The sequence below is a fragment of the Streptomyces sp. 5K101 genome, from assembly GCF_046506645.1.
Lineage (GTDB): Bacteria > Actinomycetota > Actinomycetes > Streptomycetales > Streptomycetaceae > Streptomyces.
On sequence record NZ_JBKFFO010000003.1, the window covers coordinates 453,221 to 471,014 of the forward strand.

16 protein-coding genes and 2 pseudogenes are annotated in these 17,794 nt (G+C 72.0%); 14 read left to right on the plus strand and 4 right to left on the minus strand.

Features of this window, described 5'->3' with window-relative positions; translation table 11 throughout:
• Positions 1 to 16: 16 nt before the first annotated feature.
• Positions 17 to 637, minus strand: coding sequence for an NTP transferase domain-containing protein (locus ACLB9X_RS07705; protein ID WP_410359486.1), 621 nt, complete (start codon positions 635 to 637; stop codon positions 17 to 19).
• A gap of 230 nt (positions 638 to 867) precedes the next feature.
• Here ACLB9X_RS07705 and ACLB9X_RS07710 point away from each other — a divergent pair.
• From ACLB9X_RS07710 to ACLB9X_RS07720, 3 genes and pseudogenes are all read left to right on the plus strand, one after another.
• Positions 868 to 1,215, plus strand: a pseudogene (locus ACLB9X_RS07710) (serine/threonine protein kinase); the annotation flags it as partial.
• A 208-nt stretch (positions 1,216 to 1,423) separates the two neighbouring features.
• The gene (locus ACLB9X_RS07715) at positions 1,424 to 1,555 is read left to right on the plus strand and encodes a hypothetical protein (RefSeq protein WP_410359487.1); all 132 of its coding nucleotides are present in this window, start codon (positions 1,424 to 1,426) and stop codon (positions 1,553 to 1,555) included.
• Positions 1,556 to 1,684: 129 nt separating this feature from the next.
• Positions 1,685 to 1,993, plus strand: a complete 309-nt coding sequence (locus ACLB9X_RS07720) for a DUF5955 family protein (protein ID WP_410359488.1) — start codon at positions 1,685 to 1,687, stop codon at positions 1,991 to 1,993.
• Between the two features lie 419 nt (positions 1,994 to 2,412).
• On the opposite strand, the gene ACLB9X_RS07725 is transcribed toward ACLB9X_RS07720, so the two are convergent.
• A complete protein-coding gene (locus ACLB9X_RS07725) occupies positions 2,413 to 3,213 on the minus strand; it encodes an IclR family transcriptional regulator (protein ID WP_410359489.1) in 801 nt (266 codons plus the stop codon).
• Positions 3,214 to 3,563: 350 nt separating this feature from the next.
• Here ACLB9X_RS07725 and allB point away from each other — a divergent pair, with 350 nt between their 5' ends.
• Together allB and alc are read left to right on the plus strand one after the other, a co-directional pair.
• Entirely contained in the window at positions 3,564 to 4,910 is a 1,347-nt protein-coding gene (gene allB, locus ACLB9X_RS07730) for an allantoinase AllB (protein WP_410359490.1), read from the plus strand.
• 3 nt (positions 4,911 to 4,913) lie between these two features.
• Positions 4,914 to 6,035 (plus strand): allantoicase, encoded by a 1,122-nt coding sequence (gene alc, locus ACLB9X_RS07735; protein WP_410359491.1) that lies wholly within the window; start codon positions 4,914 to 4,916, stop codon positions 6,033 to 6,035.
• A 125-nt stretch (positions 6,036 to 6,160) separates the two neighbouring features.
• On the opposite strand, the gene ACLB9X_RS07740 is transcribed toward alc, so the two are convergent.
• Positions 6,161 to 6,892 (minus strand): SDR family oxidoreductase, encoded by a 732-nt coding sequence (locus tag ACLB9X_RS07740; RefSeq protein WP_410359492.1) that lies wholly within the window; start codon positions 6,890 to 6,892, stop codon positions 6,161 to 6,163.
• Positions 6,893 to 7,071: 179 nt separating this feature from the next.
• On the opposite strand from ACLB9X_RS07740, the gene ACLB9X_RS07745 reads away from it, so the two are divergent.
• From ACLB9X_RS07745 to ACLB9X_RS07760, 4 genes and pseudogenes are all read left to right on the plus strand, one after another.
• On the plus strand, positions 7,072 to 7,683 hold the full coding sequence (locus tag ACLB9X_RS07745) for a dihydrofolate reductase family protein (RefSeq protein WP_410359493.1): 612 nt from the start codon (positions 7,072 to 7,074) through the stop codon (positions 7,681 to 7,683).
• Between the two features lie 104 nt (positions 7,684 to 7,787).
• Positions 7,788 to 8,835, plus strand: a pseudogene (locus ACLB9X_RS07750) (DMT family transporter).
• Between the two features lie 140 nt (positions 8,836 to 8,975).
• Positions 8,976 to 10,154, plus strand: a complete 1,179-nt coding sequence (locus ACLB9X_RS07755; RefSeq protein WP_410359494.1) for a cytochrome P450 family protein — start codon at positions 8,976 to 8,978, stop codon at positions 10,152 to 10,154.
• 59 nt (positions 10,155 to 10,213) lie between these two features.
• Positions 10,214 to 11,410, plus strand: a complete 1,197-nt coding sequence (locus tag ACLB9X_RS07760) for a cytochrome P450 family protein (RefSeq protein WP_410359495.1) — start codon at positions 10,214 to 10,216, stop codon at positions 11,408 to 11,410.
• A 117-nt stretch (positions 11,411 to 11,527) separates the two neighbouring features.
• Here ACLB9X_RS07760 and ACLB9X_RS07765 read toward each other — a convergent pair whose 3' ends face one another.
• Positions 11,528 to 12,532: a Gfo/Idh/MocA family oxidoreductase gene (locus tag ACLB9X_RS07765; RefSeq protein WP_410359496.1), complete on the minus strand. Its 1,005-nt coding sequence runs from the start codon at positions 12,530 to 12,532 to the stop codon at positions 11,528 to 11,530.
• A 155-nt stretch (positions 12,533 to 12,687) separates the two neighbouring features.
• On the opposite strand from ACLB9X_RS07765, the gene ACLB9X_RS07770 reads away from it, so the two are divergent.
• The 5 genes from ACLB9X_RS07770 (at position 12,688) to ACLB9X_RS07790 (ending at position 17,625) form a co-directional block, all read left to right on the plus strand.
• Entirely contained in the window at positions 12,688 to 13,407 is a 720-nt protein-coding gene (locus ACLB9X_RS07770; RefSeq protein WP_410359602.1) for a GntR family transcriptional regulator, read from the plus strand.
• A 144-nt stretch (positions 13,408 to 13,551) separates the two neighbouring features.
• Positions 13,552 to 14,547, plus strand: a complete 996-nt coding sequence (locus ACLB9X_RS07775; protein WP_410359497.1) for a sugar ABC transporter substrate-binding protein — start codon at positions 13,552 to 13,554, stop codon at positions 14,545 to 14,547.
• A 140-nt stretch (positions 14,548 to 14,687) separates the two neighbouring features.
• Positions 14,688 to 15,704, plus strand: coding sequence for a sugar ABC transporter substrate-binding protein (locus ACLB9X_RS07780; protein ID WP_410359498.1), 1,017 nt, complete (start codon positions 14,688 to 14,690; stop codon positions 15,702 to 15,704).
• Entirely contained in the window at positions 15,701 to 16,765 is a 1,065-nt protein-coding gene (locus tag ACLB9X_RS07785; protein ID WP_410359499.1) for an ABC transporter permease, read from the plus strand. The genes ACLB9X_RS07780 and ACLB9X_RS07785 overlap by 4 nt, the downstream gene beginning before the upstream one ends.
• Positions 16,762 to 17,625 carry an ATP-binding cassette domain-containing protein gene (locus ACLB9X_RS07790; RefSeq protein ID WP_410359500.1) on the plus strand — a complete coding sequence of 288 codons (864 nt, stop codon included), beginning with the start codon at positions 16,762 to 16,764 and terminating at the stop codon, positions 17,623 to 17,625. Before ACLB9X_RS07785 ends, ACLB9X_RS07790 begins: the two co-directional genes overlap by 4 nt.
• Positions 17,626 to 17,794: the final 169 nt, after the last annotated feature.

Consider the following 17,794-nt stretch of genomic DNA (forward strand, 5'->3'; position numbering starts at 1 on the left):
TTCAGGAGGGGAGCATTCAATCAAGGTGCCTCAGGTCCCCGGGCGTGTCGATGTCGTACGCCTCCGCCACGTCGCCGCACTCCACGAGCGTCAGCTCGCCCTCGTGCGCCGCCACGTACGCCCGCGCCCCCCGGTCCCCGACCGCGCTCGCGGCGACGTCCGCCCAGCGGTCCGCGCCGAACACGAGCGGATGGCCCCGCCTGCCCCCGTACGCCGCCGCCGCGAGCGCCGTACGCGATACGGCAGCCGCCCGCACCCGCGCGACCGCCCGCGCGCCGATGCCCGGCTGGTCCACCAGCAGGACCAGCGCCGCGTCCACGCCCTCCGCGGGCAGCGACGCGAGTCCCGCCCGCAGTGAGGAGCCCATCCCGCTCTGCCAGTCCGGGTTCTCGGCCACCGTGCACCCCGACAGGTCCGCCGTCTCGCGCACCGTGTCGGCCGCCGCGCCCAGCACCACGTGCACAGGACCGCAACCGCCCTCCCGGAGGGTCCGTACAGCGTGTTCCACCAGCGGTCTGCCGCGGTGCGTCAGCAGCGCCTTCGGCCGGCCGCCGAGCCGCCTGCCGCCGCCCGCAGCGAGCAGCAGGCCCGCGACGACGGGTTCCTGGACGGCGGGGTGCGGCTGAGGGTGTGACATGAGGACTCCTTGGTCCGTATCAGGCACGAGTTGCTCTGTTCCGGGCGTGAATTGGTCTGTCGCGGGCGTGAGTTGGTCTCTTTCGGGCACGAGGGCCGGCCGGCTCGTCCGGCATGTGGCGCGGCTGCAACCGCGGGGCCACCCCGGCCGTCCGACGTGGAGAGCATGGGGTGACCTTGGATAAGGTTCACCTCCACATACTGAGCTTCGCCATGGGGGATCGAGAGTCGATGAGTGGGCGTGCGCACCAGGGAGCGGTGTTCCAGCCGCTGGGCGAGGACGATCCGAAGACGGTCGCCGGGTACGAGATCGCCGCTCGCCTCGGCGCCGGCGGGATGGGCAAGGTCTATCTGTCGTACACCCCGGGCGGCCGGCCGGTCGCCATCAAGGTGATCCGGCCCGACTTCGGCCAGGACGCCGAATTCCGCCGCCGGTTCGCCCAGGAGGTACAGGCCGCGCAGCGCGTGCAGGGTCTGTTCACGGCGCCCGTGATCGACGCCGACCCGGATGCCGAACAGCCCTGGCTCGCCACCGCCTACGTGCCCGGTCCCTCCCTCTCCGAACCGGTACCACCTCACGCTCGACGACGACCCCCTCAAGCCCGTTTCCGACGACTCGCCCCTGGACGTCTACTACAGCGACATCAGCGAGCACATTCGGACGGAGAACGGCCGGTACATCCTGCTGCGCACCGGCTAGGCGCCCACGCTCGACACCTGCCGGAACGAGACGCGGTACGCGACCAGCATTGAGCTGGACGTCCTGTCGAAGGGCGCCAATTTCTGTGTGCTGACGGATGCGGGGCATGTGGGTGTGGTCACCTATCAGGGCAAGTCGCCCGACACCGATCCCAGCCAGTTCATCACGCTCGATGTCACGGTGTGGCGCAACGCCATCGATCCTGCCCCTTCGTCCTGATTCTGTCCGTACTGTGGCGCGTCGCGGGCCGGATGGCGTTAACTGGCGCACCCCGCGGACGTTCCGCCGTCCGGCGGAACGCGGTCGCGGGCACAAGGACGTGCGAGGGGCTGGGCTTTGTTGCGGAGCGTGGGGCAGACGCGGGTGACAGGGAGCGGCGAGGATCCGAGAGCGACGGAGTTACGTGCTGCGGTCGCGCAGCTCCGGCGTGAACTGGCCGGGTACCGCGCTGAGTTCGGCGACCGGGCGATCGCCGAGGACGAGCTGGCCGTGCTGGCGGCGATGATCGCCGCGGGTGACCCCGAGATCCCGCGGATGCGCCGCTCGCTGCTGCTCATCGCGGGCGCGATCGGCTCGGTGAGCGCGCTGTCGCCGGCGCTGATGCAGGTGAGAAAGGCGGTGGACACCTTCGGGGCCACGCCACCCCGGCGCGTCTGAACCCGGGGGCTCCACCCCCGGCCCGTGCTGCCGCCGCGGGTGACTTTGGGGGCCTGCCCCGAGACCCCTGCGGCCTGGCAATCGTCTCCAGGGCCATGCCCCTGGGCCCTTGCGGCCTGGTGGGCGCGTGCCATGGGTGGACCGACGTTCCTGGGCCGGGCTCCGGCACCTGCCGGGTGAGGCTCGGGACTCCGCCCTGAGCGGCCGACGTGGGCTTGCGGGTTCGGCCCGGCCGTGCGCCGCCGCGGGTGACTTTGCGCCGCGGGCCCGGCTCGCGGGCTGGGCCCGCAACCCCCGCGCGGTCGCCGGCGGGCGAATCGGGGCCCTGCCCCGAGGCATCTCCGGCCCGAGCGGGGGGTACCCCGGCCTCGCCGGCGCTTGAGGCGCGGGGTGCGGGGCGGAGCCCCGGCCGGGTGGGGTCAGGACTGGGGGGACGTGTTCGCCAGGGCCGTCGAGAGGTCGTGCGCGACCTCCTGGAGGATCGGCACGATCTTCTCCGTCGCCGCCTCCGTCACCCGCCCCGCCGGCCCCGAGATCGAGATCGCCGCCGCCGTCGGAGAATTCGGCACGGAGACCGCGAGGCAGCGCACGCCGATCTCCTGTTCGTTGTCGTCGACCGCGTACCCCGCCCGGCGGACCTGTTCGAGCGCGGCCAGGAAGCCCTCGGGCGTCGTGATCGTCTTCTCCGTCGCGGCCGGCATGCCGGTGCGCGACAGCAGCGCCCGCACCTCGTCCGCCGGGGTGTGCGCCAGCAGCGCCTTGCCCACGCCCGTGGAGTGCGGCAGGACGCGCCGGCCGACCTCGGTGAACATGCGCATCGAGTGCTTGGAGGGCACCTGCGCCACGTACACGATCTCGTCGCCGTCCAAAAGCGCCATGTTCGCCGTCTCGCCGGTCTCCTCGACCAGGCGGGCGAGGTACGGGCGCGCCCAGGTGCCCAGCAGCCGGGACGCGGACTCGCCGAGCCGGATCAGCCGGGGGCCGAGCGCGTAGCGGCGGTTCGACTGCTGCCGTACGTATCCGCACGCCACCAGCGTGCGCATCAGCCGGTGGATGGTCGGCAGGGGGAGCCCGCTGCTCGCGGACAGCTCGCTGAGCCCGACCTCGCCGCCGGCGTCGGCCATGCGTTCGAGCAGATCGAAGGCGCGCTCCAGGGACTGCACGCCACCACTGGCGGCGGTCTTGGCTGCGTCGGTGGTGCTGGCGCTGGACGTCGGCACGTCGGCGGTCCTTTCGGGCAGGCAGGGCAAGTCAGCAGCCTACCGGGCGTGTGCGCGGGACACATCGCTCCCGTCGAGGCGTCCTTGCCGGTCAGGGCCCGTTTGTCCGGGTGTCTGCGGGCTTTTCGGGCCGGCCGGAGTCTGCGCCGTTGGGCGAAGCAACCCACATGACAGTGGAATCTTACTTCCACTTTGTGGAAACGTCCAAGCGTGGCGCCCGAAGCGAGTGGGTCTTGACGGGCATCCGTCGGGAGTGAAAACTCCTTCAACAGTTCGTTGAATTTCTGGCCCGCCGGAGCAGATCCGGCGGTCGCCTGCGTTCATGCATGTGAGGGGAGCTGGTTTCCGACGTGGACGGGACCGTGGATGTGAACCTGGTGCTGCGCTCGACGCGCGTCGTCACCCCGGAGGGGACGCGCGCCGCGACGGTCGCCGTCGCCGACGGGAAGATCGCGGCGGTGGGGCCGTACGACGCCGAGGTCCCGGCCGGCGCCCGCCTGGAGGACGTCGGCGACGACGCGCTGCTGCCCGGCCTCGTCGACACCCACGTCCACGTGAACGACCCCGGCCGCACCGCCTGGGAGGGCTTTTGGACCGCCACCCGCGCCGCCGCGGCCGGCGGCATCACGACCCTCCTCGACATGCCGCTCAACTCGCTCCCGCCGACGACCACCGTCGACCACCTGCGCACCAAGCAGGACGTCGCCCGGCCCAAGGCCCACGTCGACACCGGCTTCTGGGGCGGCGCGATCCCGGACAACGTCAAGGACCTGCGGCCCCTGCACGACGCCGGGGTCTTCGGCTTCAAGTGCTTCCTGTCGCCGTCGGGCGTCGAGGAGTTCCCCGAGCTCGACCAGGAGCAGCTCGCCCGCTCCATGGCCGAGATCGCCGGATTCGGCGGCCTGCTCATCGTGCACGCCGAGGACCCGCACCACCTGGCCTCGGCCCCCCAGCGCAGCGGCCCCAAGTACGCCGACTTCCTCGCCTCCCGGCCCCGCGACGCCGAGAACACCGCCGTCGAGGGCCTGATCGCCCACGCCGAGAGGCTGAACGCGCGGGTGCACGTACTGCACCTGTCCTCCAGCGACGCGCTGCCGCTGATCGCCGCCGCCAAGCGCAGGGGCGTGGCGGTCTCCGTCGAGTCCTGCCCCCACTTCCTCACCCTCACCGCGGAGGAAGTCCCCGACGGCGCCACCGAGTTCAAGTGCTGCCCGCCGATCCGGGAGGCCGCCAACCAGGACCTGCTCTGGCAGGGCCTCGCCGACGGCACCATCGACTGCATCGTCTCCGACCACTCCCCGTGCACCACCGACCTCAAGACCCCGGACTTCGCATCCGCGTGGGGCGGCATCTCCTCGCTCCAGCTGGGCCTGCCCGCCATCTGGACCGAGGCCCGCAAGCGTGGCCACACCCTCGACGACGTCGTCCGCTGGATGTCCTTCGCCCCCGCGAAGCTGGCGGGCCTGACGGAGAAGGGCGCCATCGAGGCCGGCCGCGACGCCGACTTCGCGGTCCTCGCCCCCGACGAGACGTTCACCGTCGACCCCGCCGAACTGCACCACCGCAACCAGGTGACCGCCTACGCGGGCAAGACCCTGCACGGCGTCGTCCGGTCGACGTGGCTGCGCGGCGAGCGGATCGTGGAGAACGGCAACCTGGCCGAGCCGACGGGCCGGCTGCTCGAAAGGAACAACTGAACCGTGTCTGCATCCTCCATCCCCTCCTTCACCGGTGACGCCAGCCCCTACGGCGGCGGCGACCCGTACGCCGACTACCGCACCGCGGACTTCCCGTTCACGCAGTACGCCGACCTCGCCGACCGCCGCCTCGGCGCGGGTGTGGTCGCCGCCAACGACGAGTTCTTCGCCGAGCGCGAGAACCTGCTGAAGCCCGAGGCCGCCGAGTTCGCCCCCGAGCACTTCGGCCACAAGGGCAAGATCATGGACGGCTGGGAGACCCGCCGCCGCCGCGGTGTCTCCGCCGAACAGCCCCACCCCACCGACGAGGACCACGACTGGGCGCTCGTACGCCTCGGCGCGCCCGGCGTCGTACGCGGCATCGTCGTCGACACCGCCCACTTCCGCGGCAACTACCCGCAGGCCGTGTCCGTCGAGGGCGCCTCGGTCGCCGGGTCCCCCTCGCCCGAGGAGCTGCTCTCCGGCGACGTGAAGTGGACGACGCTCGTCCCGCGCACGGCCGTCGGCGGCCACGCCGCGAACGGCTTCGCCGTCGACGCCGAGCAGCGCTTCACGCACCTGCGCGTCAAACAGCACCCCGACGGCGGCATCGCCCGCCTGCGCGTGTACGGCGAGGTCGCGCCCGACCCGCGGTGGCTGGCCGCCCTCGGCACCTTCGACCTCGTCGCGCTGGAGAACGGCGGGCAGGTCGAGGACGCGTCCGACCGCTTCTACTCCCCGGCCTCCAACACCATCCAGCCCGGCCGTTCCCGCAAGATGGACGACGGCTGGGAGACCCGCCGCCGCCGCGACAAGGGCAACGACTGGATCCGCTACCAGCTCGTGGAGCACTCCGAGATCCGCGCCGTGGAGATCGACACCGCCTACCTCAAGGGCAACAGCGCCGGCTGGGCCGCGCTGTCCGTCCGCGACGGCGAGGGCGGCGAGTGGCGCGAGGTGCTGCCGCGCACCCGCCTGCAGCCCGACACCAACCACCGCTTCGTGCTGGACACCCCGGCGGTCGGCACCCACGCCCGCATCGACATCTACCCCGACGGCGGCATCTCCCGGCTGCGCCTGTTCGGTTCGCTGACCGACCAGGGCGCGGCCCGGCTGACCGCCCGCCACCAGGAGCTCGGCGGCTGACGGGCCGCCGAGGGCGGGGAGGCAGGACACTCTCCCCGCCCCCGCGCGCGGGGCGCACCGGCCGACAGCAACGGCGCGCCCCGCACGCACGCCCGGCGGCGTTTACCGCGGCCCGGCTGGGCGGCTCACGCCCCGTGGCCGCCGTCGACGGAGAACTCGGCGCCCGTCACGTACGCCGCTCCCTCACCCGCCAGGTACGCGACCATGGAGGCGATCTCCTCCGCGGTGCCGAAGCGGCCGAGCGCCGTGTCCGCCTTCTGCGGCTCCGCGTACGGGCCGTCCGCCGGGTTCATGTCCGTGTCGACCGGCCCGGGGTGGACGATGTTGGCAGAGATGCCGCGTCCGCCCAACTCCCGTGCCATTGCCTTCGTCAGGCCGATCAGGGCCGCCTTGCTCATCGCGTACAGCGTGCCGCCGGGGCCCGGCACGCGCCGCGTCATGCAGGTACCGATCGTGATGATGCGCGAGCCGTGCCCCATCCGCGCCGCGGCGGCCTGAGACGCCAGATAGACGCCGCGGACGTTGGTGGCGAGCACCCTGTCCACGTCGGCGACGGTGATGTTCTCCAGCGGCGCGAGGAGTCCCACACCCACGTTGTTCACCAGCACGTCGAGCCCGCCGAGCGCGTCTGCGGCACGTGCCACCGCCTCGGCGGCCTCGGCCGCGTCCGCGGAGTCCGCGCGCAGCGCCACGGCCCGCCGGCCGAGCGCCTCCACCGTGCGCACGACCTCCTCGGCGGCCTCCTTCCCCGCCGTGTACGTGATCGCGACATCTGCGCCGTCGCGGGCCAGCCGCAGCGCCGTCGCCGCACCGATTCCGCGGCTTCCGCCGGTCACCAGCGCCACCTTGCCGTTCATCGAAGCCTCCGTGTGCGTTCCCGTGAATGGTTGCGGCTTCAATGACAGCGTGGCGGGTCGCCAGGCGCTGGCGGTGATCGGACGTCGTGATCGGCGCGCCGATGACTTCCGGGCGACAGTGGAGTCAGAGCTGTGACATCCCAGAAGGACCGCGCACACCGCAGCGAAAGGCGCCCATCATGGCAACGCTCAGCCTCACCCAGTTCGTCTCCCTCGACGGCGTCTACCAGGCCCCCGGCGGCCCCGACGAGGACCGCCGCGGCGGGTTCGAGCAGGGCGGCTGGTCCGTGCCGTACGGGGACGAGGACTTCGGCCGGTTCGTCAACGAGGTCTTCGGCCGGCCCACCGCCTTCCTCCTCGGCCGCCGGACGTACGAGATCTTCGCCGGCTACTGGCCCCTGCACAACGACCCCTCGGACCCGGTCGCGACGAAGCTCAACACCCTGCCGAAGTACGTCGTCTCGACCACCCTCGAAAGCGCCGACTGGTCCGGCAGCAGCATCATCCGCGGCGACGTCGTCAAGGAGGTCACCGACCTGAAGGAGCGCACCGACGGCGAGATCCAGATGCACGGCAGCGGCGCCCTCGCCCAGTCGCTCATGGCGCACGACCTCATCGACACGCTCTACCTGCTGACCTTCCCGGTCGTCCTCGGCACGGGGCTGCGCCTGTTCCCCGACGGCGCGACGCCCACCGCCTTCCGGCACGTCGACGCGAGGACCACCGGCTCCGGCATCGCCATCCACACCTACGAGCTGGCCGGCCGCCCCGAGTACGGCAGCTACGCCTGAAACGTGTAGCACCCACGAGTCTTCCCCGGGTACGGTGATCGCTCCGTGAGCGAGCCGCCGACGCCTCCGCCACGCCGGCCCGCCGGAGACGTTGGAGACCCAAGGTGTCGTCGATCGCCGTACCCGCCCCCGCGTTCGCACCACGCCGCGCATGGCTCACGGATCTGCCCGTGCTGCTCGTGGCCGTCGTCTGGGGCGCCAGCTACCTCGCGGCCAAGGGCATCACCACGACGCACACCGTCGTCGCCGTGCTGGTCCTGCGCTTCGCCCTCGTCGTGCCGGTGCTCGTGGTCGCGGGACGGCGGCGGCTGCGTGCGCTGAGCGCGGCCGGGTGGCGCGGGGCCGGACTGCTGGGACTCGTCCTGAGCGGGATCTTCCTGCTGGAGACGTACGGCGTCGTGCACACCTCCGCCACCAACGCCGGGCTCATCATCAGCCTCACCATGATCTTCACCCCGCTCGCGGAAGCGGCCGTGACCCGGCAGCGGCCCTCCCGCTCCTTCGTCGCCGCGGCCGGCGTCTCCGTCGCCGGCGTGGTGCTGCTGACCCAGGGCGGCGGCTTCACCACACCCTCGCTCGGCGACCTGCTGATGCTGCTCGCCGCTCTCGCGCGCACCGTCCACGTCCTGGCGATGGCCAGGATGACGTCTGTGCGGGGCGCGGACTCACTGTCGCTGACCACGGTCCAACTCGGCGGCGCCGTCGTGGTGTTCGCCCTGCTGGCGACCGTCCCGGGCACGGGGGCCTCGCCGTGGTCCGTGGCGGCCGGCTTCGGACCGGGGGGAGTGGGCCGGACTGCTGTTCCTGGCCGTGTTCTGCACGCTGTTCGCGTTCTTCGTGCAGATGTGGGCCGTGCGCCGCACGTCGCCGTCGCGGGTCAGCCTGCTGCTCGGCACTGAACCGCTGTGGGCGGCGGCGGCCGGCATGGCGATCGGCGGCGAACACCTGGGCACGCCCGGCCTGCTGGGCGCGGCGCTGGTCCTGACCGGCACGACATGGGGCCGTCGCGCGGCGGAACGGCGGCGGCGCGGGGCACGCGCCGACAGGCGGCCGCACGCCGGCCGGAGACGCCCGCCGGGCCTGAACAGGAGGCGGCCGTCGCCGCCGGACAGGGGCCGCTCGAACGCCGGAAACGCGTCGACGCTGTACTGAGCGTGCCGACGGTCCAGGCCCATGTGCCGCGGAATCCCACCGAGCCGGGCTCGGCAACGGTGTCCGGATCCCGCCGTTGGCCCACGACGCCGGGCCGCCGGGCCGAGGACGGGCCGCGGAAACCGCCGTAGGCTGGGCGAATGACGATCGTCGATCTCGCCGATTTCGGGGCTGACTTCACGGCGGACCCGTATCCGTACTACGCGCGGCTGCGCGAGACGGGGCCGGTCCACCAGATGCGGGCCACCGACGGCGGCCGGTTCTGGCTGATCGTGGGCCACGAGGAGGCACGGGCGGCGCTCGCCGACACGCGGCTGTCCAAGGCGCCGGCCACCGTCGGCGCGACCATGCTCGACCAACAGGTCATCGGCCCCAACCTGCTGGTGCTCGACCCGCCCGACCACACCCGGCTGCGCAAGCTCGTCGCGCGCGAGTTCACCGGCCGGCGCGTGGAGGCGCTGCGGCCGAGGATCCAGCAGATCACCGACGAACTGATCGACACAATGCTGCCCGCGGGCCGCGGCGACCTGGTCGACGCGCTCGCCTTCCCGCTGCCCATCATCGTCATCTGCGAGCTGCTCGGCATCCCGGCCGCCGACCGCGACGACTTCCGCAAGTGGTCCAACGAGATCGTCGCCCCCACCAGCGCCGAAGGCGAGTCGCACGCGGTCCACCGGCTGCGCGGCTACCTGGACGAGCTGATCGAGGTCAAGCGCTGCGCCGGGCCCGCCGACGACCTGCTCTCCGCCCTGCTGTGCACACGCGCCACGGAGGACGACCGCCTCTCCGCCGCCGAACTGCGCGCGCTCGCCTATCTGCTGCTCATCGCCGGCCACGAGACGACGGTCAACCTCATCTCCAACGGCATGCGCGCGCTGCTCACCCACCGCGACCAACTCGACGCGCTGCGGGCCGACTTCTCGCTCCTCGACGGTGCGGTGGAGGAGATGCTGCGCTACGACGGCCCGGTGGAGAACGCGACCGTCCGCTTCAGCGTCGCCCCCGTCCCGTACGGCGACACCGTCATCCCGCCCGGCGAGACGGTCCTCGTCGGACTCGCCGCCGGCGACCGGGACCCGGCCCGCTTCCCGGACCCGGACCGCTTCGACATCCGCCGCGACACCCGGGGCCATCTGGCCTTCGGCCACGGCATCCACTTCTGCCTGGGCGCGCCGCTGGCCCGGCTGGAGGCCCGGGTCGCCGTCCGCTCCCTGCTGGAGCGCTGCCCGGCGCTCGCCCTGGACGAGCCCGCCTCCGCGTACGAGTGGCTTCCCGGCCTCCTGATGCGCGGCGTCCGTCACCTGCCGGTGCGCTGGTAGTCCGGTCCCGGCCGGCCCCCGCACTCCGCAGCACCACCCGATGATGTGAGAGGAACGCCGTGACCACCGAAGCCGCCGTCGTCGATCTCGCCGCGCTCGGCGCGGATTTCACCCGCGACCCCTATCCCGTCTACGCCGCGTTACGCGAGCGGGGCCCCGTCCACCGGGTCCGGCTGCCCGAGGGGCACCAGGCCTGGCTCGTCGTCGGTTACGAGGCCGGGCGCGCCGTCCTCGCCGACAACGCCCTGTCCAAGGAGTGGCGCAACGCCGCCCCCGATCTCGGCGCCTCGCCGCTGTCGGCCGGCATCACCATGCTCAGCGCCGACGCGCCCCGGCACACGCGGCTGCGGGGGCTCGTGGCGCGCGAGTTCACCATGCGGCGCGTGGAGCAACTGGCCCCGCGCGTGCAGCGGATCACCGACGACCTGCTGGACCGCATGGGGCCCACGGGCAGCGCCGACCTCGTCGACGCGTTCTCCTTCCCGCTGCCCATCGCCGTCATCTGCGAACTGCTGGGCGTGCCCTTCCTCGACCAGGACTCCTTCCGGCGCTGGTCCAACACGGCCCTGGCCTCGACCGATCGTGCCGAGCGGGAGGCTGCGGCGGGGGAACTGACCCGGTACCTGGCCGGGCTGCTCGCCGAGAAGCGCGAGAAGCCCGGCGACGACCTCCTGAGCGCGCTCATCCACCGGGCCGACGAGGACGACGACGACCGGCTCGGCGGCGACGAGCTGATGGGCATGGCGTGGCTGCTGCTGATCGCCGGCCACGAGACGACGGTCAACCTGATCTCCAACGGTGTCCTCGCGCTGCTCACCCACCCCGACCAACTCGCCGCGCTCCGGGGCGACTTCTCGCTGATGGACGGGGCCGTGGAGGAGATGCTGCGGTACGACGGGCCCGTGGAGACCCCGACGTACCGCTTCACCGTCGAGCCGTACGAGATCGGCGGCACGGTCGTACCCGGCGGCGGACAGCTGGTCCTGGTCGCCCTCGCGGACGCCGACCGCGACCCGGCCCGCTACCCCGAGCCGGACCGCTTCGACATCCGCCGCGACACCCGGGGCCATCTGGCCTTCGGCCACGGCATCCACTACTGCCTGGGCGCGCCGCTGGCCCGGCTGGAGGCCCGCATCGCGATCCGCTCCCTGCTGGAGCGCTGCCCGCGCCTCACGCTGGACGCGCACCCGGCGGCACTCGCATGGCGCACGGGCATGCTGATCCGCGGCCCACGCTCCCTCCCGGTCCGCTGGTGACCCCGGGGGGGGGCGGCCCCCGCGTCCCCGTCGGGGCTCCGCCCCGAGCCCCGCGCCTCAATCGCCGGCGGGGCTGGTTCTTGCCGCCCCGTGCGGGAAGGGGCGGGGTGGGGGAGATCAACCCGACGGGATCTCCTCCACCCGCACCGGCCGCCTCTCCCGCCGCGACACCTCGCACGCCTCCGCCACCCGCAGCGCCGTCAGCGCCTCGCGCCCGTCGCACGCGTTCTCCGTCTCGCCCTGCACCAGGCGGACGAACGCGTCCAGCTCCGCCTCGTACGCCGGGGCGAACCGCTCCAGGAAGCCCGGCCAGGGGTTCTCCACCGGCGGCAGGCCCTTCGGCTCCGTCGAGCTGATCGGCGTACGGTCGTCCAGCCCGACCGCGACCTGGTCGAGTTCCCCGGCCAGCTCCATCCGGACGTCGTACCCCGCCCCGTTGCAGCGCGTCGCGGTCGCCGTCGCCAGCGTCCCGTCGTCCAGCGTGAGCAGCGCCGCCGCGGTGTCCACGTCGCCCGCCTCGCGGAACATCGAGGGCCCCGCGTCCGAGCCGGCCGCGTACACCTCGACGATCTCGCGGCCCGTAACCCAGCGCAGGATGTCGAAGTCGTGGACGAGGCAGTCGCGGTACAGCCCGCCGGACAGCGGCAGGTACGCGGCAGGCGGCGGCGCCGGGTCGGAGGTGATGGCCCGTACGGTGTGCAGCCGGCCGAGCCGGCCCGAGCGCACCAGCTCCCGGGCCGCCGTGTACCCCGCGTCGAAGCGGCGCATGAAGCCGAGCTGCAGCTCCGTGCCCGCCTCCTCCACCGCGCGCAGCGCCCCGAGCGTCCCCGGCAGGTCCAGGGCGATCGGCTTCTCGCAGAAGGCGGGCAGCCCGGCATGTGCCGCGCGGGCGATCAGGTCGGCGTGCGCGGCGGTGGCCGACGCGATCACCACCGCGTCCACGCCCCAGGCGAAGACCTCGTCGGCGCTGGGCGCCGCGGTGGCGCCGCAACGGTCCGCCGTCTCCACGGCACGCGCCGCGTCCGTGTCCGCCACGACGAGCGAGCCCACCTCGCGATGGCGGCTCAGCACCCCTGCGTGGAAGCTGCCGATACGTCCCGTGCCGATCAGTCCGATGCGCATGGCCCAAAAATGGAGGCGGCACCGCCGCCTGTCAAGACTTTGTCCTGACAATCGAACCTCACGACTTCCCGTCAACATGGCGTGCGACTACGCTCGCCCACGTGCCCAAGCAGCCCAGTCACGAGCCGGAACCGCCGCTCTCGCTCGCGTTGAGCGTGGACCGCACCAGCCCGGTCCCGCTCTACTTCCAGCTCGCCCAGCAGCTGGAGGCCGCGATCGAGAGGGGCGCTCTGACCCCCGGCACCCTGCTCGGCAACGAGATCGAGCTCGCCGGCCGGCTCGGCCTGTCCCGGCCCACCGTCCGGCAGGCCATCCAGTCCCTGGTCGACAAGGGCCTGCTGGTGCGCCGCCGCGGTGTGGGTACGCAGGTCGTGCACAGCCGGGTCAGGCGCCCGCTGGAGCTCAGCAGCCTCTACGACGACCTGGAGGCGGCCGGCCAGCGGCCGGCCACGGAGGTGCTGACGAACGTCGTCGAGCCCGCGAGCGCCGAGGTCGCGGCCGCGCTCGGCGTCGCCGAGGGCAGCGAGGTCCGGTTCGTCGAGCGGCTGCGCTACGCCCACGGAGAGCCGATGGCCCGGCTGCGCAATCACCTGCCCGCCGGGCTGCTGGACTGCGACACGGCCGAACTGGAGTCCACCGGTCTGTACCGGCTGATGCGCGCGGCCGGCATCACCCTGCACAGCGCCCGTCAGTCGGTGGGCGCCCGTGCGGCCGGCGCGCAGGAGGCGGAGCTGCTGGGCGAGGAGGCGGGGGCGCCGCTGCTCACGATGGAGCGCACCACGTTCGACGACACGGGCCGTGCCGTCGAGTTCGGCTCGCACGTCTACCGGGCCTCGCGATACGCCTTCGAGTTCCAGCTGATGGTCCGTTCCTAGGGGTGTCCGGCGCGCCGCGCCCTCACGTAAGGAAGCCGCGCCCTCGCGTAAGAATGTTCGGACAAACTCTTGACGGGCTCGCGGGCCACCGTAGAAACTCACCCAGCCGCAACCCGGCGGCCGGGTAAGGAGGCGGACCCCACGATGCGCAGTACCCGCACGGCAGCAGCCCTGCTCGCCGCGAGCGCCCTGGTCGTCGTCGCCGGATGCAGCAGTTCCGGCGGCAAGGGGGGCAACGAGACGCCCTCCGCCGAGGGAGGCGGCGAGGCCGCGAAGACCCCGCGCATGAAGATCGCCATGGTGACCCACTCGGGCCAGGGCGACACCTTCTGGGACATCGTCCAGAGCGGCGCGAAGGTCGCGGCCCGCAAGGACAACGTCCAGTTCCTCTACGCCGCGAACCCCGAGGGCAGGGAGCAGGCCCAGCTGGTCCAGACGTACATCGACCAGAAGGTCGACGGCATAGTCGTCACCCTCGCCAAACCCGAGGCGATGAGCGATGCCGTCAGGAAGGCCGTCGCCGCCGGCATCCCCGTGGTCACCATCAACTCCGGCGCCGAGTTCTCCCGGGACCTCGGGGCGCTCAGCCACATCGGCCAGGACGAGTCGGTCGCCGGCGAGGCCGTCGGCGAGGAGCTCAACAAGCGGGGCCGGAAGAAGGCGCTCTGCGTCATCCACGAACAGGGCAACGTCTCGCTCGAAGCGCGCTGCGCCGGTGTGAAGAAGACGTTCGAGGGCACGGTCGAGAACCTCAACGTCGAGGGCACCAACATGCCCGCCACCACCTCGTCCATCGAGGCGAAGCTGCAGAGCGCGAAGGACATCGACGCCGTCGTCACCCTCGGCGCGCCCTTCGCCGCCGCCTCGGTGAAGGCCAAGGACGGCGCGGGGTCCGACGCGGAGATCAACACGTTCGACCTCAACGCCGACGTGGTGAAGGCCCTCAAGGCCGAGGAGATCGCCTTCGCCGTCGACCAGCAGCCCTACCTCCAGGGCTACCTCGCCGTCGACGAGCTGTGGCTCAACAAGGTCAACCGCAACGTCATCGGCGGCGGCAAGCCCGTCCTGACCGGTCCCGCACTCGTCACCGAGAAGGACGTCCCGGCGCTGGAGAAGCTCACCGCAGCCGGCACCCGATGACGCCTCCGCAGGTGGCCCGTCCGTACCCGATGCCGACCCGGCGACCAGGCGTGACACATACTTGGGCGGCCGGGTCGGGTCGTTTCGGCCCCCGGCGGCACAGGGCGGCACAGCGAGTACGGCAAGAAGGGCACGGCGTCGTGGCACGGGCAAGGACAGGGGTACGCGCGCTGGGCGCGATGCTGGCAGCGGTACTCGGAGCGAGTCTGGCCGGGTGCAGCAGCACCGGCGGCAAGCGCGCCGAGGACGCCCGCAAGGCCGCGCAGAACGCCCGTGGCCAGGCCGCGGTCACGACCCCGCGCTGGACCTTCGCCATGGTCACCCACTCGGGCGACGGCGACACGTTCTGGGACATCGTCCAGAACGGAGCCAGGGAAGCGGCGGCCAAGGACAACATCAACTTGCTCTACGCCCACAGCGACGAGGGCCAGCAGCAGGCTCAGCTCGTCGACTCGTACATCTCCAAGAAGGTCGACGCACTGATCGTCACCCTCGCCAAGCCCGATGCCATGAAGGGCGCCGTCGCCAAGGCCCGCAAGGCCGGCATCCCCGTGATCACGGTCAACTCCGGATCCGAGCAGTCCAAGGCGTTCGGCGCCCTGACCCACATCGGCCAGGACGAGTCCATCGCCGGCGAGGCGGTCGGCGAGGAACTCGACGCGCGCGGGAGGAAGAAGGCGCTGTGCGTCCTGCACGAGCAGGGCAACGTCGGCCACGAGCAGCGCTGCGCCGGTGCTGAGAAGACCTTCGGCGGCCGGATGCAGAACCTGTACGTCGACGGCACCAACATGCCCGACGTCCAGGCGTCCATCGAGGCCAAGCTGCAGGCCGACCGGTCCATCGACGCGGTCGTCACCCTCGGCGCCCCGTTCGCCGACGCCGCCGTCCAGGCGAAGAAGAGCGCCGGGTCCGAGGCCGAGATCGACACCTTCGACCTCAACTCCAAGGTCGCGGCCGGGCTGAGGGACGGCAGCCTCGGCTTCGCGGTGGACCAGCAGCCCTACCTCCAGGGCTACGAGGCCGTCGACCTGCTGTGGTTGTACAAGTACAACGCCGACGTCCTCGGCGGCGGCCGGCCCGTGCTGACCGGGCCGCAGATCATCACCGAGAAGGACGCCGCCGAGCTCGCGGAATACACGGATCGGGGGACCCGATGAGCGCGACCGCACCACCCGCCACACCCGGCAGGGCGCCGGAGGGGACCGACGAACGGCTGCTGCGCACCTCCCCGCTGCGCCGGCTGATGGGCCGGCCGGAGCTGGGCTCGGTCGTCGGCGCCGTCGCCGTCTTCGTCTTCTTCTCCGTCTTCGCCGACTCCTTCCTGAAGGCGTCCAGCTTCTCCACCGTCCTGTACGCGGCGTCGACGATCGGCATCATGGCCGTGCCCGTCGCGCTGCTGATGATCGGCGGCGAGTTCGACCTGTCGGCCGGCGTCCTGGTCACCACCTCGGCACTGGTCTCCTCGATGGTCAGCTACCAGATGACCGCCAACGTCTGGGTGGGCGTGGGCGTCTCGCTGCTCGTCACGCTCGCCGTCGGGGCCTTCAACGGCTTCATGCTGACCCGGACGAAACTGCCGAGCTTCATCATCACGCTCGGTACGTTCCTGATGCTCACCGGTCTCAACCTGGGCTTCACCAAGCTGATCAGCGGCACCGTCTCGACGAAGACGATCGGCGACATGGAGGGCTTCGACTCCGCCAGGAAGCTGTTCGCCTCCGAGCTCACCCTCGGCGACGTGACGCTCAAGGTCACCATCCTGTGGTGGTTCGTCCTGGTCGCCCTCGCCACCTGGATCCTGCTGCGCACCCGCTTCGGCAACTGGATCTTCGCCGTGGGCGGCGGTGCGGACGCGGCCCGCGCGGTCGGCGTCCCGGTGAACCGGACGAAGATCGGGCTGTACATGGGCGTCGCCTTCGCCGCCTGGGTCTCGGGCCAGCACCTGTTGTTCTCGTTCGACGTGGTGCAGTCCGGCGAAGGCGTGGGCAACGAACTGACGTACATCATCGCGGCCGTCATCGGCGGCTGTCTGATCACCGGCGGCTACGGCTCCGCGGTGGGCTCCGCGGTCGGCGCGTTCATCTTCGGCATGACGAGCAAGGGCATCGTCTACGCCGAGTGGAACCCGGACTGGTTCAAGTTCTTCCTCGGAGCGATGCTCCTTCTCGCGACCCTGCTCAACGCATGGGTGCGCAGGCGTGCGGAGGCGACCTCATGAGCGCTCTGGTGGAGCTCGACGGCATCAGCAAGTACTACGGCAACATCCGCGCCCTCGAAGGCGTCTCGCTGGAGGTCCACGCGGGTGAGATCACCTGCGTCCTCGGTGACAACGGCGCGGGCAAGTCCACCCTCATCAAGGTCGTCGCCGGGCTGCACCGGCACGACGCGGGCACCTTCTCGATCGAGGGCGAGACCACCGAGCTGAGCTCGCCGCGCGAAGCGCTCGACCGCGGGATCGCCACCGTCTACCAGGACTTGGCCGTCGTCCCGCTGATGCCGGTGTGGCGCAACTTCTTCCTCGGCTCCGAACCGACGAAGGGCACGGGGCCGTGCAAACGCCTCGACGTGCGGACGATGCGCGAGACGACCCGGTCGGAGCTGCTGCGCATGGGCATCGACCTGCGGGACGTGGACCAGCCGATCGGCACGCTGTCCGGCGGCGAGCGCCAGTGCGTGGCGATCGCCCGCGCCGTCTACTTCGGCGCCAAGGTGCTGGTGCTGGACGAGCCGACCGCCGCGCTCGGTGTGAAGCAGTCCGGTGTGGTGCTCAAGTACGTGGCCGCCGCACGCGACGCGGGCCTCGGCGTGGTGCTGATCACCCACAACCCGCACCACGCCTATCTGGTCGGTGACCGTTTCGTCCTGCTCAAGCGCGGCGTCATGGCGGCGAGCCACACCAAGGACTCGGTCACGCTCGACGAGCTCACCCGCCAGATGGCCGGGGGCAGCGAGCTGGAGGACCTGCGCCACGAGCTGGAGCGCGCACCCGCCCCGACGCACCTGGGCGGCCACGACGTCAAGGAGCGGCCCGCCGCCGACCAGGGCCGCTCCCGGCGGACGGGCCGGGAGGGGCACTAAGTCCTCTCTTTTGGATCAGGCCGGATCAGTGAGCGGGGTCTGGTGCCGTGCATCGCAAGGCGGAGGAAGGAGTCCACGCGGAGCGTCGGCGACTGACGACAACGCAGCGAGGTGCGGTGCCAGGGCGCGCGAGCCCGGCAAGATCCGAAAGAGAGGGCTTAGCATCGAG